Origin of the sequence: Pedobacter sp. KLB.chiD (assembly GCF_047040275.1) — a bacterium.
Lineage (GTDB): Bacteria > Bacteroidota > Bacteroidia > Sphingobacteriales > Sphingobacteriaceae > Pedobacter.
Genome location: NZ_CP178207.1, coordinates 2634915 through 2656869, shown reverse-complemented (window position 1 = coordinate 2656869; position 21955 = coordinate 2634915). Strand labels below are relative to the sequence as shown.

Annotated in this window: 21 protein-coding genes; 16 read left to right on the top strand and 5 right to left on the bottom strand. The window is 38.0% G+C overall.

The genetic code is table 11. From position 1 onward, the window contains the following. Positions 1–90: 90 nt before the first annotated feature. The gene (locus ACK1I8_RS10855) at positions 91–720 is read left to right on the top strand and encodes a DNA-3-methyladenine glycosylase family protein (RefSeq protein ID WP_412465408.1); all 630 of its coding nucleotides are present in this window, start codon (positions 91–93) and stop codon (positions 718–720) included. Between the two features lie 530 nt (positions 721–1250). Further along, on the top strand, positions 1251–1463 hold the full coding sequence (locus ACK1I8_RS10850; protein WP_412465407.1) for a hypothetical protein: 213 nt from the start codon (positions 1251–1253) through the stop codon (positions 1461–1463). A gap of 384 nt (positions 1464–1847) precedes the next feature. Here the strand turns inward: ACK1I8_RS10850 and ACK1I8_RS10845 are convergent, their stop codons facing one another. Next, positions 1848–2807 carry a GlxA family transcriptional regulator gene (locus ACK1I8_RS10845; RefSeq protein WP_412465406.1) on the bottom strand — a complete coding sequence of 320 codons (960 nt, stop codon included), beginning with the start codon at positions 2805–2807 and terminating at the stop codon, positions 1848–1850. A 158-nt stretch (positions 2808–2965) separates the two neighbouring features. Here ACK1I8_RS10845 and ACK1I8_RS10840 point away from each other — a divergent pair, with 158 nt between their 5' ends. From ACK1I8_RS10840 to ACK1I8_RS10785, 12 genes are all read left to right on the top strand, one after another. After that, positions 2966–3379 carry a hypothetical protein gene (locus ACK1I8_RS10840; protein ID WP_412465405.1) on the top strand — a complete coding sequence of 138 codons (414 nt, stop codon included), beginning with the start codon at positions 2966–2968 and terminating at the stop codon, positions 3377–3379. Between the two features lie 123 nt (positions 3380–3502). Next, positions 3503–3919, top strand: coding sequence for a VOC family protein (locus tag ACK1I8_RS10835; protein ID WP_412465404.1), 417 nt, complete (start codon positions 3503–3505; stop codon positions 3917–3919). 131 nt (positions 3920–4050) lie between these two features. After that, on the top strand, positions 4051–4431 hold the full coding sequence (locus ACK1I8_RS10830; RefSeq protein ID WP_412465403.1) for a DoxX family membrane protein: 381 nt from the start codon (positions 4051–4053) through the stop codon (positions 4429–4431). Between the two features lie 101 nt (positions 4432–4532). After that, positions 4533–4964 carry a DUF2147 domain-containing protein gene (locus ACK1I8_RS10825; protein ID WP_412469335.1) on the top strand — a complete coding sequence of 144 codons (432 nt, stop codon included), beginning with the start codon at positions 4533–4535 and terminating at the stop codon, positions 4962–4964. 7 nt (positions 4965–4971) lie between these two features. Further along, positions 4972–5991, top strand: coding sequence for a WD40/YVTN/BNR-like repeat-containing protein (locus ACK1I8_RS10820; RefSeq protein ID WP_412469334.1), 1020 nt, complete (start codon positions 4972–4974; stop codon positions 5989–5991). A gap of 139 nt (positions 5992–6130) precedes the next feature. After that, positions 6131–6946 (top strand): TerC family protein, encoded by an 816-nt coding sequence (locus ACK1I8_RS10815; RefSeq protein ID WP_412469333.1) that lies wholly within the window; start codon positions 6131–6133, stop codon positions 6944–6946. A gap of 102 nt (positions 6947–7048) precedes the next feature. Next, on the top strand, positions 7049–7753 hold the full coding sequence (locus ACK1I8_RS10810) for an HAD family hydrolase (protein WP_412469332.1): 705 nt from the start codon (positions 7049–7051) through the stop codon (positions 7751–7753). Further along, positions 7740–8576 carry a phosphoribosyltransferase family protein gene (locus ACK1I8_RS10805; RefSeq protein ID WP_412469331.1) on the top strand — a complete coding sequence of 279 codons (837 nt, stop codon included), beginning with the start codon at positions 7740–7742 and terminating at the stop codon, positions 8574–8576. The genes ACK1I8_RS10810 and ACK1I8_RS10805 overlap by 14 nt, the downstream gene beginning before the upstream one ends. A gap of 2 nt (positions 8577–8578) precedes the next feature. After that, a complete protein-coding gene (locus tag ACK1I8_RS10800) occupies positions 8579–9133 on the top strand; it encodes a TerD family protein (RefSeq protein ID WP_412469330.1) in 555 nt (184 codons plus the stop codon). Between the two features lie 4 nt (positions 9134–9137). Next, the gene (locus tag ACK1I8_RS10795; protein WP_412469329.1) at positions 9138–9752 is read left to right on the top strand and encodes a TerD family protein; all 615 of its coding nucleotides are present in this window, start codon (positions 9138–9140) and stop codon (positions 9750–9752) included. A 28-nt stretch (positions 9753–9780) separates the two neighbouring features. After that, complete coding sequence (locus ACK1I8_RS10790; RefSeq protein WP_412469328.1) at positions 9781–10878, top strand: toxic anion resistance protein; 1098 nt, start codon at positions 9781–9783, stop codon at positions 10876–10878. 7 nt (positions 10879–10885) lie between these two features. Further along, positions 10886–11848, top strand: coding sequence for a hypothetical protein (locus ACK1I8_RS10785; RefSeq protein ID WP_412469327.1), 963 nt, complete (start codon positions 10886–10888; stop codon positions 11846–11848). 919 nt (positions 11849–12767) lie between these two features. Here ACK1I8_RS10785 and ACK1I8_RS10780 read toward each other — a convergent pair. The 4 genes from ACK1I8_RS10780 to ACK1I8_RS10765 form a co-directional block, all read right to left on the bottom strand. Then, positions 12768–13631, bottom strand: coding sequence for a dienelactone hydrolase family protein (locus ACK1I8_RS10780; protein WP_412469326.1), 864 nt, complete (start codon positions 13629–13631; stop codon positions 12768–12770). 62 nt (positions 13632–13693) lie between these two features. Continuing rightward, a complete protein-coding gene (locus ACK1I8_RS10775; protein WP_412469325.1) occupies positions 13694–14698 on the bottom strand; it encodes a phosphotransferase enzyme family protein in 1005 nt (334 codons plus the stop codon). Between the two features lie 91 nt (positions 14699–14789). Then, positions 14790–15509 (bottom strand): LytR/AlgR family response regulator transcription factor, encoded by a 720-nt coding sequence (locus ACK1I8_RS10770; protein ID WP_412469324.1) that lies wholly within the window; start codon positions 15507–15509, stop codon positions 14790–14792. Continuing rightward, a complete protein-coding gene (locus ACK1I8_RS10765) occupies positions 15506–17095 on the bottom strand; it encodes a sensor histidine kinase (RefSeq protein ID WP_412469323.1) in 1590 nt (529 codons plus the stop codon). The genes ACK1I8_RS10770 and ACK1I8_RS10765 overlap by 4 nt, the downstream gene beginning before the upstream one ends. A gap of 419 nt (positions 17096–17514) precedes the next feature. Between ACK1I8_RS10765 and ACK1I8_RS10760 the strand changes: the two genes are divergently transcribed. Both ACK1I8_RS10760 and ACK1I8_RS10755 read left to right on the top strand, forming a co-directional pair. After that, on the top strand, positions 17515–18414 hold the full coding sequence (locus ACK1I8_RS10760) for an ABC transporter ATP-binding protein (protein WP_412469322.1): 900 nt from the start codon (positions 17515–17517) through the stop codon (positions 18412–18414). Further along, on the top strand, positions 18411–21929 hold the full coding sequence (locus tag ACK1I8_RS10755; RefSeq protein WP_412469321.1) for an ABC transporter permease/M1 family aminopeptidase: 3519 nt from the start codon (positions 18411–18413) through the stop codon (positions 21927–21929). The genes ACK1I8_RS10760 and ACK1I8_RS10755 overlap by 4 nt, the downstream gene beginning before the upstream one ends. Positions 21930–21955: the final 26 nt, after the last annotated feature.

Genomic DNA, 21955 nt, shown 5'->3' with positions numbered 1-21955 from the left:
AAAGCTATATTGCATGCTATTGGCCAATGTTTCACTCACGGCAACCAATTTTTTATGAAACACCCTCAAGATATTTGAATAAAACATTTTATGTTCGAAAAATTTGATCAGACGAATTATCATCAGCTTTGCGATTTATTAGGCAGCTTTCACCCGGATTTACAATTGATTTTGGATCAATACGGTTATCCGCCCTTTTGGTCGCGGCCAAACACTTTCGAATCTTTGGTGCATATTATTTTGGAACAACAGGTTTCTTTGGCTTCGGCACTGGCCGCATTGAATAAGCTGAAAGAAAAAATTAAAGTGGTTACGCCTGCAAGGTTTTTATTGCTTACCGATCAGGAATTAAGAGATTGCTATTTCAGTCGACAAAAAACAGCTTATGCCCGCCATTTGGCCGAAAATATAGTTAGCGGAGTATTGCCATTAAGCGAAATGGATAAAATGGATGATCGGACCATTAGAGACCAGCTTAAAAGTATCAAAGGGATCGGTGACTGGACCGTTGATATCTACCTGATCTTTATGTTGCACCATAGGGATATTTTCCCGGTTGGGGATCTGGCTGCGGTAAACTCATTAAAGAAATTAAAAGGCTTGGCGGCAAGAGTGACTAGAGAAGAAGTGTTATTGGAGGCAGATCGATATAAACCTTATCGTACCATTGCTACCATGATATTGTGGCATGCATACTTATCAGAAAGGAAGCGGAAGTGAAATTCTTCATTCCTTTGAGTAAATCTCATCAATAGTGGTCTATCAGTGCCTGTGATGCTGAATTCTTAAATGCCTTTAGAATTTTAATAGGTTTTAATAAATTCAAAATCGTACGTTGTTATGGTATAACCAATAAATAACATTTTAGCTTCGGTTTGTAAGGACAAAGACCGAGGAGAGGGTTAGGGTTAGCCTGTAAGTTGCTGACCGGAAATAACCTAACCATTAAAGAATTTGCTTTGATTTTTGGTTTTATCAGTTCCATAATATTTCAGTGAAACAACGGGCAAAAAATATCTAAATATCAATAGGCGTTTTCTAAACAATAGGCCTGTTAATGGTGTCGATGTATATATCACTTCGCATTTGAAGTATGGCAGCCTAAACAATATTTTACTGCGGATATGGTTTGTTGTTTATCTTGATAATGAATTTAGCCGTTTATAGATCGCCAACGCTTTAGAATGTTGAAACTTATTTTTGATATTTATTGGTTTATAGTTTAAGTTTGCATACTAACCGAATATTTTATGAGCAATACCTCTAATCCAAAACCAAAAGAAAAAGGTGAAAGGATGGACAGTGACCATAATAACCTTCATGCTCCTTATACACCGGGATCTAAGCATAAATTTGAAGGATGGCCGATATTATGGATTCTCATTGCTATATTTTTAATTGCTGCAGTTTTATGGTATACAGGAGCTGCTCCCTACTTAATCAAATGGCTAGCTGGTAAATAAAATTATTGTTGATCAATCTTGAATGCAGATTTGATGAAAGACATTTATAGGTTTCTCTAAAAAGTTGATGTTTACTTAAGGGAGAGGCTAACTTGGATGACGGAGATAGGCTAATTAAAATTTTTCATCATCGCTGGGAATTTGCTCAGCGGAAAAATAACAGTATAACATTAATCCAAAAGAGATAATATAAAATACCGCCGTAACTAAAAGGAATGTGCTCATAAAGTTTGTTATTTGGTTAGTGTAATTATAACGTTAAGTTATCCTTAATATGATATTCCTGTGAATTTATTTGATGTTAATTATTAACAAAATTAATTTCCGGTGTTGAAAACTAATTGTATAGTTTTATATCAGCCTGTTTGAGCTTTTAGGTAAGTTTTATTTTGGCTGAAATTTATCCCGGTATTGTGATGGTGTCATCCCTACAGATTTTCTAAATACTTTCCGAAATGCTTTCGGATCATTATACCCCGAGTTGTAAATAACCTCTGTCATTTGCTGTGTGGTTTGCTCCAACAGTTTTTTAGCGGCTTCGATCCGGGTTTGTTGAAGATACTCAATAGGGGTAATCCCAATTACCTGTTTAAAGCGGCGTACTATATTTCTTCTGCTGGAAGGAATATCTTTGATCATCTCTTCAATAGTAGCTACATCCTGATAATTATTTTCAATTTTCTCCTGAGCAGAAGCAACAAGTATGTCATTATGGTGGCGCACTGGCTGAAAGGTGCTAAAATAAGACTGGTTTACGCGGTCCATATCAATGGCAAAAATCTTGGCTACTTTAATGGCCATATCTTTTCCGCAATGAAGCTGTAAGAGGTGCAGCAACAAATGAAAAGTAGAGGTAGCGCCGCCGCTGGTAAATAATCTGCCGTCTTGTGTTACTGTTTTATCAGCCTTTAAATGCACCAATGGAAACGCAGTAGAAAAAGCGGCACATGCATCTACATGTGTAGTGGCCGTTTTGCCATTCAGCAATCCCGAGGCGGCCAGTAAAAATGCACCGGTACAAAAGGTGGCAATTTCGGCCCCTTCAGCATATTGTTTATTTAACCATGGGAGGTATTCACTGTTGGTGTGGATACAATCTTTTATATCAGGGTTGGCAAACGAGGGGATTAAGATTAATTCCAACTGACCTGTATCCTCTAAAGGTAGGTGTGGATGTGCGCTAAAGCTATTACAATGATTGTCGAGGGTGATTAAATTAAGGTTAAACGGAGCTTCATGCCCGTCTTTTATGTAAAAACCATTTACGGTATCAAATACATCTAAAATTGCTGCTACGCTTAGTAGTCTGAAGTTATGGGGCAGTAAAATACCAACTTGCATCATTTGGTTAAAATTTAGGTATCATAAATATATACAATTTGTCTGAAATGCCCCTTAAGATTGACTTTTCCGGCAATGAAATGCATTTGAATTTAGCACTAACTTTACTGCAAGTTAAATATAACATTCATCATGCTTACAGGATGAATAACTGTCAATTTATGAGAAACAGCAAGCTTGACCTATTAAATCCATACATCGGCAAATGGACAACCGATGGTTTAACAAAATCAGGAGAGGTAATTAAGGGTGCAGATACCTATGAGTGGGTTGATGGTGGCTTCTTTTTAAGGCATCAGGCTGATGTGATGTTTGGAAATAAAACTATCCGCACTTTAGAAATTACCCATTACGATGATATGGAGGATGTGTTCCGTTCACAATGTTTTGATAACGAAGGACGTATTTCAATATCTACCCTTAAAATTTATGATGACATCATTTTAATATTTGCTGATTCGGAAAGATTTAAAGGAAATTTTAAAACATATACCATTGAAGGCAAATGGGAACAATTTGATGGCAAAAACTGGATCCATTGGATGGATGTAAAATTGACAAAAATTTCTTTATAATGTCATGCTGGATATGTTTTAGCATGCTCTGAAATAGATCCATAAATAAGTACATCATGACGACTATTTTTAATCAGGACATAAAAAAAACAAATAATAACTAAAACCCTAAAAGGAAAGACAATGGCAACACTTAACACGTATTTGAATTTTAATGGCAATACTGAAGAGGCATTCAACTTTTATAAGTCGGTATTTGGTGGCGAATTTCTGGTGGTGCAACGTTTTAAAGATGCTCCGGGGTGCGAGGGCATGTCAATAAGCGATCAGGAAAAATTGATGCATATTGCCTTACCCGTTGGCGGTAACATTTTAATGGGTACCGATATCACCAATCCGACTCCTCCGGCAACGTTTGGCACAGGCATTTCACTTTCAGTTGATGCTGCCAGTGAAGACGAGGCTAAGCGTTTATTTGATAGCCTGTCAGCGGGAGGTACCGTAACTATGGCGTTGGAAAAAACGTTTTGGAATGCACTTTTTGGCATGGCCACTGATAAATTCGGTATTCAATGGATGGTGAACTATGATTATATGTAGGGTTTAGCGTCCAAAGTCTGTAGCCCCGAGTCCTAAGTCAAAGATTAGTGGTAGAACAAAGTCTGTTTGTCGATTAATCATTCAATAACTTTAATTATTTTTAACATATCTATCAAAAACCAATTTGAATTATGAAAATAGCAGTAATTGTTGTACGCGTACTTCTGGCCGCCATGTATCTTTTCGCTTCAGTGAGCTTTTTCTTTAATTTAATGCCAGAAGAGGCTCCGGCCATGTCGGCAGCTCAAACCACATTTATGTCGGGTGTAATGGCATCTGTTTATTTAATGCCTTTAATTAAGGTTACCGAGTTAATAGGGGGGATACTCCTGCTGATTAACCGTACTGCACCATTGGCCGCACTCATCATTTTTCCGGTTACCCTGAACATTTTTCTTTATCATGCGTTTTTAGGTCCGAAAGACTTACCTATGGCAGGCGTAATGTTATTAATTAATTTCTTCCTTTTTTATGCCTATCGGGCGAAGTATCTGCCCATAGTTTCCAAATAATTTTCAGTTTTAAAAACTTTCTCATACTTTTTCCCTTTATTTACTGTTTCGATATCAGGAGTAATGATTATCTTTAAAAACTAACTAGAAATAAAAAAAATATGAGAAAGTTCCCATTTTTGATGCTACTCTTTGTAGCCATATCATTTTCTGCTTTTGCGCAGAATAAAGATGCAATTATTGGCAAATGGCTTAATCCATCAGGTGAAGGACAAATAGAAATCTACAAAAAAGGTGATAAATTCTATGGAAAACTGGCCTGGATGAAAGAACCAAACCTCAATGGTAAACCTAAACTGGATGCCAAAAACCCTAATGCAAATCTGCAGAAACGCCCTTTGCTCAATCTGGAAATATTAAAAGATTTTGTTTATGATGATGGCAAGTGGACTGACGGGACAATTTACGATCCGAAGAGTGGTAAAACCTATAGTTGTAACATGAGTTTAAAAAGCGCTGATGTACTCAATATCCGCGGATATGTTGGGATCTCGCTATTAGGAAGATCAGAAACTTTTAGACGGGTAAAATAAGTTATCAATGAAGAAAATAATATGGTGCCTTTTATTGGCACCTTTTTTTTGCGCTGCGCAGTCGTATTCTTTAAAGCCTTTAAATGAACGGGCCAAAACCAGTTTACGTGGGTTAAGTGTGGTATCAGATCAGGTGACCTGGGTAAGCGGAAGTAACGGAACGGTTGGTAAAACCACTGATGGTGGCGTCACCTGGAAATGGGTAAACCCGAAAGGTTACGAAAAAATCGATTTCAGGGATATTGAAGCTTTCGACGATAAACAGGCCATTATTGTGGGAATTGCCTCTCCGGCCTTCATTTTAAAAACCATCGATGGAGGTGAAACCTGGACGGAAAATTATAAAAATATAGATTCGGCAATATTTCTGGATGGTTTAAGCTTTTGGGATAAAAATAGAGGAATCAGTTTTGGAGATCCCATAAATGATAAAATGCAATTGCTTAAAACCATTGATGCCGGTAACAGCTGGCAGGATATTTCTACCAATTTGAAAGCTGGTCTGGCTAAAGGCGAAGCTGGTTTTGCCGCCAGCGGAACCACCATTAAAACATTACCGGGAGGTAAAACCTGGGTTGCAACTGGTGGTATGGTATCGAATATTTACTTTTCTCCTGACTATGGAAAAAGCTGGCAAGTGTTTAAATGCCCGATTTTGCAGGGTGAGGGAAGCACAGGCCCTTTCTCCATTGATTTTTTTAACGAAAAAACAGGTATAACCGTTGGCGGTAACTATTTAAAGGATAAAGAAAATGCCAATAATGTGCTGTTAACAAATGATGGGGGCAAATCCTGGCAAAAGTCGGTTACACCGGTTTCAGGTTTCCGATCGGGTGTAACTTATATTGATGCGAAGACTTTAATAGCAACGGGTACTTCGGGCACTGATATTTCTACCGATGGTGGTCTGAACTGGAAACACATTTCCGATAAGAGTTTTAATGCTGTTCAAAAGGCAAAAAGAGGTAAGGCGGTTTTACTGGCGGGGAATAATGGTGTCATTTATCAATTAGATGCTGCTCAATAATATTCGGCTCCGGATATGTAACAATTCTAATAACTGTCGTTCTAACAATAAAACAATAATATAAATAGCAGAGATGATAAAATTTTGTTTCTTTGTTTATAACTAAAATTTTAATTTAAAACATACACACAATCGCTCCATGGATTTTTTGCACACAATTTTAGGTGATGATATACAAGCTGGACTATTAATTATTTTAAATTTAATTGTAATAGAGAGTTTATTATCGGTTGATAATGCTGCCGTTCTGGCAACTATGGTAATGGATCTGCCGAAATCGCAAAGAGAGAAAGCATTAAAATATGGCATTATCGGTGCTTATGTTTTCAGAGGGATCTGTTTATTTCTGGCAGCATGGTTAGTAAAAATCTGGTGGTTAAAACCACTTGGCGGTTTATACCTTTTATACCTGGCTTTCGATTATTTTAGAAAAAAGAACAGTAAAAAGAATGAGGAAGAGGAGGAAGTAGATAAAAGTAAAAGCTGGATTTATAAATCTACAGTTGGTTTAGTTGGCAATTTTTGGGCTACAGTTGCTTTGGTAGAGGTGATGGATTTAGCTTTCTCCATTGATAATGTTTTTGCGGCCGTAGCTTTTACCGATCATATCTGGTTAATTTATATAGGTGTTTTTATTGGGATTTTGGCCATGCGATTTGTGGCACAGGCCTTTGTAAAACTAATGGAAAAATTTACCTTTTTAGAAACGGTTGCCTTTATTGTAATTGGTGTTTTGGGTATTAAACTTACCTCCTCCATATTTACGCATTTTTATCCCGAATCGCCGATTTCTCATGCCATTGAAGGGGAAAAAACAGATCTTTTTGTATCTGTTTTCACCGTTGCCATTTTTATCACACCCGTATTAACCTCCCTTTTGTTCAACTATCCTAAAAAACACAAAAGCGATGTCTTGATCGCTGAAAAAGCCGAAGACGTATTGGATAAATCATAAGCCCGGGCTTATCTGTTATAAATCTTACAATCAACCGCTTCTGATTATACAATCAAATTTGTAATATTAGAACTTATTAAACAGATTATGAAATAGAGGGCAATGGCTTTTTACAAACACTACTCATTTGATCTTTGGTTAACGTTGATTAAATCCAATCCAACTTACAAGCAGGAACGGGTACAGTATTTTTTCAGGAATTTTAACAGCAAGCATAAAAGCATTGACGAAATTGCCATAACTTTCCGTCAGGTAGATTTGATGGTAAATGCCATTAATGAAAAAGCTGGTAAAAATGTTGACGCTGATGAAATGTATTTAATGATCATCAGTATGATCAATGATCACGATTTTAACTTTAACGATATAGATCTCGAAAGGCTTGATGAGGATATGGAGCAGATCGTATTTAACCATATGCCGCAACTTTACTGTGATCATTGTTTAGCAGTATTGGCCAAGATCAAAGACTCAGGAAATTGCTCTACCAACATATTAAGTAACACCGGTTTTATTAAAGGTAAAACCTTAAAAAAAGTAATTGAACATTTAGGGATTGGCCAGTTTATCGATTTTCAGCTTTATTCTGATGAAGTGCGCATGTCTAAACCCAGCGTGGGCTTTTTTCAGTTGATGTTCGATCAAATCGACAGAAAAAAACATCCTGAATTATTATTAACGGACGTTATTCATGTTGGAGATAACCCCCATGCTGATATCCGTGGAGCGCAAGCAATAGGAATTAACAGTATGCTCATCAATTCCAATAAATTATCTATTTTAAACCTACTCTATGATCCCGTATAATTTCTCTCTTCATAAAATAGACAATACAGTCGATTTCGGTTTTAATGCAGATGATTACAGCCGCTTTAAATTTGGCGACGATCTGGTAGCCCGATCTTTTGGAAAAGATCTTGCCGATGGCTTTATCAGATACTACCTGGCCGATAATTTAATTACCGATCAGATCGTAGTTATTTCAAGTCCCTATAGCTTTATCCCAACGGCAACTTTTGCCATGAAGAACTATTTCGTTTGCCAGCTCAACCGTTGGCTGGTCGAAAATGGCGGTCTAGCCGTACAGGAAACAAAAGTGCATAGAACCATTACCTATAAGGAAGATTATGGCGAATTAAGTGCTGAAGAAAGGCTGTCGCTAATCGGTAATGATTCATTCCACATTGATAAGGATTTTCTTAGCGGTAAAACACTTTTATTTCTGGATGATATCAGGATTACCGGGAGCCATGAACGGATGATTTTAAAAATGGCAAAAGAATATGGTTTAAAAAACGAAATGCACATGCTTTATTTTGCCGAACTGGTTAATAAAAACATCCATCCGAATATAGAAAACTTCCTGAATTACCATCAGGTCAAATCTATTTTCGATCTGGAAGAGATTATCGATAGTGGCAATTTCAGGTTCAATACCCGTATTGTAAAATACATTTTAAATACGACTTCGAGCAGTTTTACCATCTTTCTAGAACGCAGGACTATTGATTTTATCAACCGGCTTTACGATCTCTCGCTTGGGAATAATTACCATACGATAGAATCCTATTCGAAAAATTTACATCTTATAAAAGACTATATCAAAAACAACAACTATAAATTAATTTAAATATGGCTATTAATTTGCAAAAGGGGCAGCGGGAAAATATCGATGCACCTAAATTTACAATAGGTTTAGGTTGGGATACCAACAGCTCTTCAACAGGTTCTGCATTCGATTTAGATGCATCAGTTTTTATCTTAAATGATCAGAAAAAACTTATTTCTGACGAAAATTTTGTTTTTTACAACAACCTGGTTTCACCAGACGGAGCAGTAGAACATACCGGCGACAATTTAACCGGCGATGGTGATGGTGATGATGAACAGATCAAAATTGATTTGACTAAGGCCGATTCAAAGGTAAATGAGATGTGTATTGTAGTAACCATCCATGAGGCAGAAAGCAGAAGACAGAACTTCGGTCAGGTTAGAAATTCTTTCATCCGTATTTTTGATGCCGTAACCAACGAGGTGATCTTAAAATATGAATTAGAAGAAGATTTCTCTATTGAAACCGCAGTAGAATTCGGCAGGATTTACAAACGCGAGGGCAAATGGAAGTTTGAAGCTGTTGGCGTAGGGATGAAAGGTGGTTTACAGGATTATTTAAATAAATATCAATAATATTATGGCAATCAATCTTCAAAAAGGACAGCGCATCAGTCTGGAAAAAAGCAATGGAAGCACACTTCAGCAGGCTTGTGTTGGGATAAACTGGGGTGCAATTGAAAAGAAGGGTTTATTTGGCTTCGGATCATCAAAAGAGGCAGTAGATTTAGATGCAAGCTGTGCGTTATATAACGAAAACAAACAGCTTTTAGAGGTCGTTTATTTTGGCAACCTTAAATCTAAAAATGGCTCGGTAAAACACAGCGGCGACGATTTGACCGGGGATATGGGGGGCGATGATGGTTTAGATAACGAAATTATCACCATTGATTTTTCACAACTGGATGCCAACGTGAGTTACGTTGCATTTGTTCTGAACAGCTTTAGAGGTCACGATTTTGGTACAATTCCTTTTGCTTCTATCCGCATTTATGAAGGCACCACTAAACGTGTTAACGAGGTGTTTGCCAAATTCGACATTGCTAACGGGGCCAATTTTAAAGGCCACGTCTCAATGGTAATGGGTGTTTTTTATAAGAAAAACGGCGAATGGAAATTCAATGCCATTGGCGAACCAACCAGAGATAGAAAACTGGAAGATACCGTTAAAACCGTAACTCAAAACTATTTATAAGCTTTAAAAGCTGGTAATTGATTAAACTATGGAAACCAACACAAACGTTACTCAAGCCCTTACCCCGGTTAAGCTGGATAAGGATGGAAATGTTGACCTTGAAAAAATAACAGCTGAAGAAACGGCTAAATACCAGGAAATCGGCAAATCGTTAGAACCATCGGATGTAAATTCGATCCTGAATTACGGAAGCGATGCCCAAAACTCTATGGAAAAATACAGCAACGATTTTTTATCGTCTGTACGTACCTATAACAGTGGCGAAGTTGGTGGTTTAATTAACGAGCTGTTAACCGAATTGAATTATATCGATGTATCTGAACTGGAGCAGAGCGGCTTTAAGAGCTTTATCTCCAAAATTCCGTTCCTGAAAAATTTAGTGGTTGATGTAAAGAAACTTTTCCAGAAATATGATGTGGTGGTCAATAATATTGATAAAATTACCAACAAAATTAAAGCTGGAAGGTTAAATTCAATTAAAGATAACAGTTCGCTGCAAACCATGTTCGATAGCAATGTTGGTTATATCCACCAGATGGAAGAACTGATTATTGCCGGACAATTAAAGTACAATGAGCTGAGTATTAAATTAGCCGAAATGGAAGGCCGGCCGGCCGATTATCAGGATTATGAAATTGCTGACTTGAGGGATTTCATCAGCCGGTTGGATAAAAGACTGGCCGATATGAAGATTGTGCGTTTCATTATGCTGCAATCTTTGGCGCAGATCCGTGTGGTGCAGAACAATAATACTTCGATCGCAGAAAAAGCACAATCAATTGTTTCTACCACCATTCCGGTTTGGAAAAATCAATTGACTATTGCGGTTGCTCTACAAAGGCAGAAAGCTAATGTAGAAATGCAGAAGAAAATTTCGGATACCACCAATACCATTTTACAGAAAAATGCAGAGATGCTGAAGCAAAACAGCATTGATGTAGCCAAAGAGAATGAAAAAACTGTCGTATCTTTGGAGACCCTGAAACGAACCACTTCATCGTTGATCGAAACACTTAACGAGGTAAAACAGATCCACGAAGCAGGCGCACAAAGCAGAAGAGTATTAGATGGCGAACTTAAAACGCTGGAAGCAGAGCTGAAAAAGAACGTCACGAGGGTGAATTAATTAAAATATGGATGAATACCGTTTAAATATCCTCAAAAAATCAAGCGCAGAGATCAACCGTTTACAGTTGCTCTCTGTGTTTTTTAATGATGAGGTAATTTATAAAATTTACCTACGGAGCCAGGTTATTCATCAACTTTTTGCCAATAATGAAGAACTGGAGATCGAAAAGTTAGATCTTTTCCATCTTCAATTTACCGATAGCGTAATCGAGTTGCTCAGGAAGATTAAAAAGAGCAATGAGAAAAACGTATCGCTCATCTATGATGAAATTGACCTGAATGAAGAACTGATCGACCGAATGGCGGGTACGTTTGTTGATCAGAAAAATTTTCAGCAGGATAAACACAAGCAGTCGCTTAAAATTAATTTATCGCTGCGGAAGTTATTTAGTGTATTGTCTGAGCTGAGTTCAGATTTTCCATTTTCAAAAAACATCAACGTTTTTAGTTCTAAATATGCCAACGATTTTTATTTCGATCTTAGTACAGATCAATTTTCTAAACTGATTGATTTTCAAGATAGACAGGTATATACCAACGTTTACGCAACCATCGAGAAAAAACTGATGGGCAAGCTGTGCAAGAACGATTTCAGGACTGAATTTTATATTGGTTTAAAATCAGGTGAACTGGTGATTGAAGTTTACAAATTTTTAGATGAAGACTACTATTATTTGTTTTTTCCTGGCAGAAACCTGTTCCTGTTCTGTGATTTAACCATTTTGAAAGACCTGGACATGACGAACAACCTTTCGGAGCGGGAACGGATTGTGCAGGAACTACAATATAAAAATGATAAGTTGAAAAGCAACGCTGCGGTTTTAAAAACGGCCATTCCAAATGAGGTTGTTCAATTATTGGAAGATAGTTATGCTAAAATATCAGATATCAATTTCCTCAACCACCTCAATAATTTTGATGTGCAATCGAATATTTTGAAGGCCATGTTGAAGACGGATTTGTTTTAGGTTGGTTTCTACCACTGGAAATCTATCAAGAAAGATTTCTAGACTTCGCTGCGCTTCGCTCGAAATGACGGTAAAAGTTATTTTCCGCTCGAAATGACGGATGATCGGAAGGTAGCAAGTCCGGTAAGAACTCATAGGGCGATCGTCATTTCGACTGAAGCTTACCAATTTTTCATTGGTAGCGGAATGGAGAAATCTTTGAATTGGATTTGTGATAGCATCTTTAAAAGATTTCTCGGCTACACTACGCTTCGCTCGAAATGACGGTAAAAGTTATGTTCCGCTCGAAATGACGGATGATCTGAAGGTAGCAAGTCCGGTAGGAACTTATCGGGCTATCGTCATTTCGACTGAAGCTTACCAATTTTTCATTGGTAGCGGAATGGAGAAATCTCTGAATTGGACTTGTGATAGCATCTTTAAAAGATTTCTCGACTTCGCTGCGCTCCGCTCGAAATGACGGTAAAAGTTATGTTCCGCTCGAAGTGACGGATGATTTGAAGATAGCAAGTCCGGTAGGAACTCATAGGGCGATCGTCATTTCGACTGAAGCTTACCAATTTTTCATTGGTAGCGGAATGGAGAAATCTTTGAATTGGATTTGTGATAGCATCGTTAAAAGATTTCTCGACTTCGCTGCGCTCCGCTCGAAATGACGGTAAAAGTTATGTTCCGCTCGAAGTGACGGATGATCGGAAGGTAGCAAGTCCGGTAAGAACTTATAGGGCGATCGTCATTTCGACTGAAGCTTACCAATTTTTCATTGGTAGCGGAATGGAGAAATCTTTGAATTGAACTTGTGATAGCATCTTTAAAAGATTTCTCGACTTCGCTGCGCTCCGCTCGAAATGACGGTAAAAGTTATGTTCCGCTCGAAGTGACGGAATTAATTATAAGAGATTGGGCACCAATAAAGGATTTACCTTGTCAATATCGCCAGTTTATGTTTAAACAAATCAATCGTTCTGCTCCAGGCGAGTTTTGCTGCGGCTTCATTATATCTGGTTGGTGAAGTATTGTTGTTAAAGGCATGATTTACTCCCTCATAGAGGTAAATTTTGTAATTAATTTTATTTTCTTTTAAAGCCTGCTCATAAGCTGGAATCCCGGCATTAATCCTTTCATCCAAACCGGCGTAATGCAGCATTAAACTCGCTTTAATTTTCGGAACTTCAGCAGCATTGGCCTGTGCGCCATAATAAGCCACGGCGGCCTGTAGTTTAGGATCATTAACGGCTAACTTATTGGCCATTCCGCCGCCCCAGCAAAAGCCGACACATCCTACTTTACCGTTGCCATCTTTTCTCTTACGCAGATAGTCAAGTCCCCTTAAATAGTTCTGAAGGTTTTTTTCGGGATCCAATTTGCTGATCAGCTCGCGTCCTTTATCTTCGTCGGCAGGGGTTCCGCCAAGCGGCGAAAGGGCATCAACTCCCAAAGCCAGAAAACCTTCGGCAGCAACACGTTTGGTCACATCGATAATATGTGGATTTAAACCTCTGTTTTCATGAATAACTAATACGCCACCCAAATTCTTTTTACTTTTTGGCTTAGCTAAAACGGCTTTCATTTCACCATCAACACCCGTGTAAGTAATATTCTCCACTTCGATATCATCGCTGTTAAAATCTGCAGCAGCAACATAATTATTCTCCAGCATAGGCAGAATAGTCATAGCCAAAGCTGTGCTACCCGCCAGGATAACCAGCTTTTTCATAAAATCTTTTCTGCTTAGCTGGCTGTGAGTATAAGCATCATACAGGTTAATTATTTTCTGATCCATTCTTATTCATCTTTGATTATGATACAAGATAAAAAAGCCTGTCGACATTAAAGCTGGATTGCCTAAAAGTTACAATACATTTCTTCCCATTTTTTTATCAACGCTACACGGTGTCTGGTATATCTGGGAGTTAAAAAAATATTCGACCAATCATCGTAATGATCATAAAAGAACTTTAAAAAGAAAATATGAAAGGTAATACCTAAATATGGAATGGCTTGCAATTCGTCATCCGTTAAAGGGTTCACTTGCTGATAAGCCGTTAAAAACGTAACAAAGTCCTTTTCAGCCTGCTCTCTGGATATTGAATTGCTCTGTTGATGGAAGAAATAATGATTAAGGAAAGACATCAAATCATTAATCAGGTAGCCTTCTCCGGCAAAATCGAAGTCAAAGAAAGTAATCTTCCCGTGTTCATCAAAGTGAAAATTTTTAGGGAAGAAATCATAATGGCAGTAACCATAACCAAAAGCTGAGGTATTGAATTCTTCAAATTTTTGAACTACTTTTTCTGCGATGTTTCTCAAATATGCATATTCCTCTTTCATTTCTGCAAAATGAGGTTCAAGATCTTTTAAAGGCTCAAACAAGGTAGTTTCGAAATTAAAGATCGGGCGTGGATGAGTTAGTTTTATTGATGAGGCACTCTGATGCAATTTAGCCATATCATGCCCCAGCTGAATAAGATGCCGGTCTGCCAGGTCTAAAATTACTTTTCCCCTGGCAAATGAGAACAATACACCATTTCTTAAACCTTCAATAGCATTAAACTGCTGGATCTGTTTTCCTTCTATGTCCCTGATTGGATAGGCAACTGAGTTTCCATTTGCATTTAAAATGTTCAGCAATTCAACTTCACCTTCAATTTCATTGCGTTTACGGTGGGCATCACGGTAAATTTTGAAGATATATTTCTGGTTCAGATTTTCGAGGATATAGGTGTCACTCACATTTCTGATCAGTAAGCGGCATGTTGTAGACTGCTCTAACTGATAAGTTTTAATTAAATAATTTTTTAAAGCAGCGGCTGATAAAGTGGAGTACTGAGCGGGAAAGAAATTCTGCATGGAAATAAAATTGTTGGAGGGTAAATATAAATTTTTAGATCGAATATTGCCCTTGCCTGTTCAATCAGACTTCAGTGAACGCAGATGATTTCTAGTCCGTTATATCAAGCAATTGTTTAATCGTTGCCTTGTAATTTTTACCTACAGGAACTTCCTGACCGTTCCTCAGTACAATGGTATTGCCCTCTAAATAGTCGACATATCTTTTGTTCAGAATAAAGGACTTGTGGATGCGGACGAAATCTGTTGACAACTGGCTTTCAAAACTGCCAAGCGTTTTTGGAGTGAGAAAAAAAATGCAGTCTTTCCATACCTTCACATAATTGCCAAGGCTTTCCAGGTATTGTATCTCGTCAATTTTAACCAGAATGTGCTTTTTATCAACCTTGATAGACATTTGTCCATTGTTTTTTGAAGGTGTTTTTTCAATAGGTTTGGCTGTTTGCTTCTTAAGGTTATGCAATTCAAGCGCACGGTTAATTGCCGTTAAAAAGCGATCCAGCCTGAAAGGCTTTAAAAGATAGTCGCAAACGGCCAGATCAAAACCCGCTAAAGCATATTCCTCGTATGCAGAGGTGATGATTACCAAAGGTTTATGTGCCAGGGTTCTTAAAAAATCCAAACCGTTTAGTTTGGGCATCCGGATATCCAAAAAAATTAAATCTACTGTTTGTTGACTTAAAAAATCCAATGCTGCTGTAGCCCGATAACAATGGCCAATGATATTAATAAAAGGAATATCTTTTGCGTATTCCATTATTACCCCATGTGCAAGCGGTTCATCATCTATTATTAAACAACGTAAGCTCATGTTAGCCGGAGTTTAAGTTCTGCTTTAAAGATATTATCAATTGAGGTGATATGCAAGGTGTAGCGGTTAGGGTATAGTAATTCGAGTCGCTTTTTTAAATTATCAATCCCAATCCCTTTGTAATTGGTCTTTTCTTCCGGAACAAAGGAGTTTTGGCAGGAGAAAAAGAGTGTATTACGGGTAACCGTTAGTGATAGTTTCAAAGAAGCTTCGTCTTCCGCAGGTTCGATACCGTGTTTAAATGCATTTTCGACAAATACGATCAGCAGAAGGGGAGCAATATGGATTTGATCGTTTGTAAGTTGCTTTTCAAATTCAAAATGTAAAGGGATTTGTAAACGTATTTGCTGCAATTGAATATAATCCTGGATATAATTCACTTCCTGCGAAAGCTTAACGGTTTTTTCCTGCCCATTATAAATCGTATAGCGCATCAGGTCTGATAATTGTAAAATACTTTCAGGTGTTTTATCCGATTTCTGCAAACTTAAAGCGTAGAGGTTGTTCAACGTATTAAAGAAAAAATGAGGATTAAGCTGTTGTTTCAGTAAATCGAGTTCGTGTTGCGATTTTTCTTTTTCTAAAGAAAGGATTCTGTTATTCTGTTTGCCCCATTGCAGGGCCAATACTACAGGTAAACTGATGAGCATAATGGCGAAGGCACCAAAGGCATTTTCCAGTTCAAATGGGTTGCTTTCGAATATGCTCCTGCCAAATACGGTATTTATGGGTAATAAAATAAGCAGCTGGGCCAATACCGGATAAAGCAGGGCTACGGTAGCCGCTACACTCAACAGATAAATGAGTAAACCGTTATTTTTGAGTGTTTTAGGTACCAGATAGCGGCTGTTGATAAAGAAAAGCAAATAACCGCTCAGATACATGATCAGGAACTGTGAAAAGAAAGTCAGAAAAGTTCCAAAATTGTGGATCAGCATCCGGATATCGAATTCGAAACCCACCAGGCGGAAGCCTTTTCTTTGATAAAGTGGGTTGTCCTGACTGGATACCGCCATTACGGAAATGGTTGCAGCAATTAAAATGATAGATATGAACACTGCATTTTCCAATCCGATTTTTCTGATCCATTTAATGTGCCGTACTTTTCTTTGGTAATATTGATTAATCAGAAGCAGCAGTTCAAGCGCAAATGCTGCAATGGCCGTAAGGGTGATATCAGAAGTGTGTAGCACCCCGATTTTGATATATGAAGCAGCATAAGCAAAAATAGGCAACAGGATAATAAAATTAACAAACCAACAGGTATTAAACTGCCTGTTGCCGGCTAAGGTGTCTTTAAGAACAGGTTTAAAAAAAGAAAACGCCAACACGGGTAGCAGACAAAGGCCTAATACTGAAATGTTGCCTGCATAATTGCCCCACGCATTGGCCTTAATGCTATGCACATGAGCAATAGCTACCCAAAGCAATAAACCAGCGAAGATGAAGAAATCCTGGTATTTATAGCTGAAATTCTTAGTGGGCTGCATTTTGTTAAAATTAGAAAAGATCGGGAACCGGTTATAATTTAAATGATGAAAGGTCTGTTTTTGATGATGAAGGTTATTTTTATTTTGCGCACGCATGCTAATGTAGGTGTTTGCAGCGGAAACGCTGATTACGAAGTATTGGTAATTAAAAAGTTGTTTTGTAAACCGCAGATACCTGCACCAGCCCGATTTAAATAAAGCTGACCGGAACGGGCACGAGTGCAACGAGTAAAGTGTAGCGCAGGACTACGGTAACCCAAAAGTACAGGAACCTGCTTTCCAAACCTGAAAATACATTCACTAAAGTCATCATTTTATATTAATATAATTACTGTTTTTATTTTGCAACTGCGCCAGTGTATGCTTAAACTTTAATGACGAAAGGCCTGTTTTTGCTGATGAAAGCGGTTTGACGCCAATTATTTCCTTTAGTCATTGCTTTTGATCCTTTCGTCACTTAAATGATCAGGCTATCCGTTCGTGTTTTTACCTTGCAACCATCTTACTTATTTAATATGGTACGGCTTAAAATACAGCAACTTACAAAATCTTATCAAAACGGGGTAATGGTCCTTGATGATGTTACCCTCAATATTACAAATGGCATGTTTGGCTTGTTAGGTCCAAATGGCGCAGGCAAATCTTCGCTGATGCGTACGCTTGCTACTTTACAACTCCCAGATGCCGGTCAGGTTCATTTTGATGGAAATGATGTGTTGCAGAATCCTCAGGAGATGCGGAACAAATTGGGATATCTGCCACAGGATTTCGGCGTATATCCTGATATTTCCGCTATAGACTTATTAAATCATCTTGCAACTCTAAAAGGAATCCAAAATAAGATTGAACGAAGGGAACAGGTGACTTCATTGCTGCAGCAGACCAATTTATTTGAAGTAAGGAAGAGCGCTGTCAGCACTTTTTCCGGTGGCATGCGGCAGCGTTTCGGTATTGCCCAGGCTTTATTGGGAGATCCACAATTAATTATTGTAGATGAGCCCACCGCAGGGCTGGATCCACAGGAAAGGAACAGGTTTCATGATCTGTTGAGTGAAATCGGTACCAATCGTGTCGTGATCCTGTCTACCCATATTGTGGAGGATGTAAATGATCTTTGTGCTGAAATGGCCGTGATGGCCAGGGGTGAACTGATTTTACAGGGTAAACCCACCGAATTAACCCAAAACCTGAACGGGAAAATCTGGCGTAAGGCAATTGATAAGGTGGATTTAACTTTTTATTCATCGGCATTTAATGTGATTTCTACTAGAATTCTGTCAGGTAAATTGCATGTATTCGTACTTGCAGAACAACTTCCCGCGGTGGGTTTCGAATCGGTGTACCCCAGTTTGGAAGAGGTTTATTTTTCTTCCTTATTTGGCGTGGCCAATAAACAAACGGAGGTAAGGTTATGATACCGGATTTACTAAAGTTTGAACTGAAATACCATTTTGGACAGATTTCTTTCAAAGTAGCAGCGCTCTTATTTTTTATTTTAGGGTATTTCTGTGTGGTACGGGGTGGCTTTGGTGGGGAAGAAGTTCATAAAAATTCTCCTTATGTTATCACCAATATTATCGCATTGCTTTCACTTTTTTCCATCTTTTCGGGGACTATATTCTGTGCAAATGTGGTATTGAGAGATTCGATGTTCAGGATGGAATCTGTTATTTTTACTACATCTGTTAATAAACCAAGTTATTTTGGTGTCAGGTTTTTCGGATTGCTTTTCACTGTTTTTAGTCTGTATATATTCGTCGTTCTCGGGATTTTTATTGGCTGCTTTTTTGTCGACGCCGGTCATTTAGGACCTTTTAATATTAACTATTTTTTGCAGCCACTTTTGGTTTTTGCTTTTCCTAACATATTGTTTGCATCGGGAGCATTGTTTTGTACCGCTATATTAACTAAAAGTATCAGGGCCATTTACGTAGTAGGCGTATTGATTTACATCTTATACATGCTGGCTTCGATATTCGGAAATTCTCCATTGCTGGCCACTTCAGCATTGAAAGCAGGCAGTGATGATATTTTGCCTTTACTGTTAGATCCCTTTGCACTGGCTTCGTTTTTTGGCGAAACCAGAACATGGACTAATATAGAACGTAATCGGCAGTTGTTTTCTTTCGAAGGTACGTTTTTATTCAACAGGATCTTGTGGGCTTGTTTAACAGGTGTGCTAATTGTGATGAGCTATCGCTTATTCAATTTCAGGCTAACGAAACAGCAACAGTTAAAAATTAAAACAGACCAAACGGAACATGTGGCTTTGGTGTCGTATCGTGCTTTAATGGTTTTGCCAAGTGGTTTTTCTTACTTTTTCAGGACGTTTAAAGCCCAACTCAAATTAGAAATGCTCTTCCTGTTTAAAAATATTCCGCTCATGGTTATGCTGTTTTTGTGGATATTTTTATTTGGCGTAGAGCTGAAAGACAGACTTTTTAGTGGTGTTTATGGCATACACAGTTATCCGGCAACAGGCATTATCATCGAAGAGATGCGCCCGATGAAATTCGCGTTGATCCTTATTATTTTTTATGCTTCAGAAAGTATTTGCAGGGAAAAATCCGTCAATATCCATTCACTCATTTACAGTAGTCCTGTTCCAAATTCGGCACTATGGATGGCAAAAACCCTGAGCCTTTTCGGACTTGTGTTTGTACTTGTAACCTTAAATATTGGAATCGGTATTGTTCTGCAACTTACCCATGGTTATTTCAGGATCGAATGGTCATCATATTTATCGTTATACTATTACAGCGCGTTTCCTTTGTTGCTTTTTGTAGTGCTTATTATTTTTATTCAGACATTAAGTACAAACAAATACCTGGGCATGTTGTTGAATATGATGATCGTTTTCCTGATCACTTACGCCGAGCGGTTTGGCCTGGAACATTATCTTTTTCGCTTTGCCACCGTCCCGGATCTTCAACATTCTTATTTTAATGGTTTTGGATATTATACCCATGCGTTTAACTGGTATATGCTTTACTGGTTGGCCTTTACAACTGTTATTGCTGTATTAACCGTTGGATTATGGCAGCGTTTAGCTGAAATAAAGATTAAAGCCAGCTTCAGATCAATGGGTTCGACTTTGAAGAAATATAAGTGGATGATAGTGCCGGCATTATTGATCTGGATTTCCTGTGCTGCATTTATTTACCATCAAACGAATATCGTTGGTAAATACAAAAATAAACAGGCCCAATTAAATTGGCGACTGGCTTACGAGCAGAAATATAAATCGCTGGCTAATCTCCCTCAGCCTGTTATCAAAACAGTTAAAACTGATGTGGATTTATATCCAGGTGAAGGGAAATATACTGTTAAAGGAACTTATTTGCTTAAAAATGAAACAAGAAAGCCAATTTCCAAAATATGGATTAATGTTAACCCTGCTGTATACTCATTTTCCGTAAACACCGTTGGGATTAAAAGAAATGAAAGGGATGAAGTTTTTAATCAACAGTTTCTGGAGCTCAAAACGCCCTTGCAACCTGATCAGGAAATCGCGGTGAATTTTTCTGTTGAGGTGATCAGGAATGGATTTACAACCTTTGATACAGAGAATTCGATCGTGGAGAACGGTTCTTATATCGAGTTAGAAAAATTTATACCGCAGTTGGGTTATTGTTATCACTTTGAAAGTGATGACAAACAGGAACGGAAAAAAGCAGGTCTGCCTGAATTTGCCTCGCAGCTACCATTTAACAATACCTATCAGCTGGTGGACTTTGAAACAACCATTTCTACCGCTATCGATCAACAGGTCATTACCGTTGGTGGCTTGCAGCGGAGTTGGAGGGCCAATAATCGTCAATACTTTACCTATAAAACCTCAGGCCCGGTTAATTTTATGTTTGCGCTGAGCAGTGCAAAATATGCGTTGAAAAGAGAAAAGTATAAGGGCATTGATTTAAATATTTATCATCAGCCTGGACAGGAATATAACTTAAACAGTATGTTTCAGGCACTCAGAAATACATTAGATTATGGTAACGCGCATTTTGCGAAATATCCGTTTAAACAATTAACCATTGCCGAAATTCCACAATATAAAGGTGCTGCTACTGCTTATCCAGGTTTGATTTTCAGTGCAGAGCATATTAATTTTCTGGGTAATTATAATCAAGGTGCTATTAATCAAGGTTATGCAATCGCTGCGCACGAAACGTCACATCAGTGGTGGGGAAATATACTGGTTCCTGCAGATGATGCAGGGCACGCTATGCTTACAGAATCTTTGGCTAAATACACCGAAAATATACTGATTGAAAAGACTTTTGGTAAAATGTATTTGCGAAGGTATCTCGCTTACGATAGGGACCTCTACTTTTTGAACCGGAATAATGATCAAGAAGAATTGCCTTTGGCCAAAACTTTGGATCAGCCTTATGTACATTACCAAAAGGGAGGATTGGTGATGTATGCCATTAAAGAGAGGATGGGGGAACAGCAATTTAATACAGCATTGCATCAACTCATTGTGGAACACCAATACCCTAAGCCTAGAGCAACAACTGCAGATCTGCTAAATGCATTCTTAAAGCTGGCGCTGCCCAAACATAAAAAGTTTATCAACGATTGTTTTAATGAAGTTGTGACTTACAATCTTGGTGTAAAAGTAGTCGATTGTAAACCGTTAAAAAACGGAAAATATCAGGTTGATCTGTTGGTAGACGCAGAAAGTTTCAGTAAAGGTAGTAGAAAGTTGCCAGATCTTGAGGTTGATCTCGCTTGTTTTGATCAATTGGAGATAGACTGGAAAGCTGACACCAAACCACTATATGCACAAAAACTTTATATCAATCAGCATAAAACCAAACTGTCAATCATTGTTGACCATAAGCCAAAAACAGTAGCAATCGATCCTTATGGATATGTATTGGACAGTGATAGGGGTGATAATGTTGTGGTTATGAATTATTAGGATCGTTATTTCAAGCTTAATTACCC

What these genes read in the sequence shown, in the direction of transcription:
- ACK1I8_RS10855 (WP_412465408.1), top strand. Translation starts at nt 91, where the DNA reads ATGTTCGAAAAATTTGATCAGACGAATTATCATCAGCTTTGCGATTTA.
- ACK1I8_RS10850 (WP_412465407.1), top strand. Translation starts at nt 1,251, where the DNA reads ATGAGCAATACCTCTAATCCAAAACCAAAAGAAAAAGGTGAAAGGATG.
- ACK1I8_RS10845 (WP_412465406.1), bottom strand. Translation starts at nt 2,807, where the DNA reads ATGATGCAAGTTGGTATTTTACTGCCCCATAACTTCAGACTACTAAGC.
- ACK1I8_RS10840 (WP_412465405.1), top strand. Translation starts at nt 2,966, where the DNA reads ATGAGAAACAGCAAGCTTGACCTATTAAATCCATACATCGGCAAATGG.
- ACK1I8_RS10835 (WP_412465404.1), top strand. Translation starts at nt 3,503, where the DNA reads ATGGCAACACTTAACACGTATTTGAATTTTAATGGCAATACTGAAGAG.
- ACK1I8_RS10830 (WP_412465403.1), top strand. Translation starts at nt 4,051, where the DNA reads ATGAAAATAGCAGTAATTGTTGTACGCGTACTTCTGGCCGCCATGTAT.
- ACK1I8_RS10825 (WP_412469335.1), top strand. Translation starts at nt 4,533, where the DNA reads ATGAGAAAGTTCCCATTTTTGATGCTACTCTTTGTAGCCATATCATTT.
- ACK1I8_RS10820 (WP_412469334.1), top strand. Translation starts at nt 4,972, where the DNA reads ATGAAGAAAATAATATGGTGCCTTTTATTGGCACCTTTTTTTTGCGCT.
- ACK1I8_RS10815 (WP_412469333.1), top strand. Translation starts at nt 6,131, where the DNA reads ATGGATTTTTTGCACACAATTTTAGGTGATGATATACAAGCTGGACTA.
- ACK1I8_RS10810 (WP_412469332.1), top strand. Translation starts at nt 7,049, where the DNA reads ATGGCTTTTTACAAACACTACTCATTTGATCTTTGGTTAACGTTGATT.
- ACK1I8_RS10805 (WP_412469331.1), top strand. Translation starts at nt 7,740, where the DNA reads ATGATCCCGTATAATTTCTCTCTTCATAAAATAGACAATACAGTCGAT.
- ACK1I8_RS10800 (WP_412469330.1), top strand. Translation starts at nt 8,579, where the DNA reads ATGGCTATTAATTTGCAAAAGGGGCAGCGGGAAAATATCGATGCACCT.
- ACK1I8_RS10795 (WP_412469329.1), top strand. Translation starts at nt 9,138, where the DNA reads ATGGCAATCAATCTTCAAAAAGGACAGCGCATCAGTCTGGAAAAAAGC.
- ACK1I8_RS10790 (WP_412469328.1), top strand. Translation starts at nt 9,781, where the DNA reads ATGGAAACCAACACAAACGTTACTCAAGCCCTTACCCCGGTTAAGCTG.
- ACK1I8_RS10785 (WP_412469327.1), top strand. Translation starts at nt 10,886, where the DNA reads ATGGATGAATACCGTTTAAATATCCTCAAAAAATCAAGCGCAGAGATC.
- ACK1I8_RS10780 (WP_412469326.1), bottom strand. Translation starts at nt 13,631, where the DNA reads ATGGATCAGAAAATAATTAACCTGTATGATGCTTATACTCACAGCCAG.
- ACK1I8_RS10775 (WP_412469325.1), bottom strand. Translation starts at nt 14,698, where the DNA reads ATGCAGAATTTCTTTCCCGCTCAGTACTCCACTTTATCAGCCGCTGCT.
- ACK1I8_RS10770 (WP_412469324.1), bottom strand. Translation starts at nt 15,509, where the DNA reads ATGAGCTTACGTTGTTTAATAATAGATGATGAACCGCTTGCACATGGG.
- ACK1I8_RS10765 (WP_412469323.1), bottom strand. Translation starts at nt 17,095, where the DNA reads ATGCGTGCGCAAAATAAAAATAACCTTCATCATCAAAAACAGACCTTT.
- ACK1I8_RS10760 (WP_412469322.1), top strand. Translation starts at nt 17,515, where the DNA reads ATGGTACGGCTTAAAATACAGCAACTTACAAAATCTTATCAAAACGGG.
- ACK1I8_RS10755 (WP_412469321.1), top strand. Translation starts at nt 18,411, where the DNA reads ATGATACCGGATTTACTAAAGTTTGAACTGAAATACCATTTTGGACAG.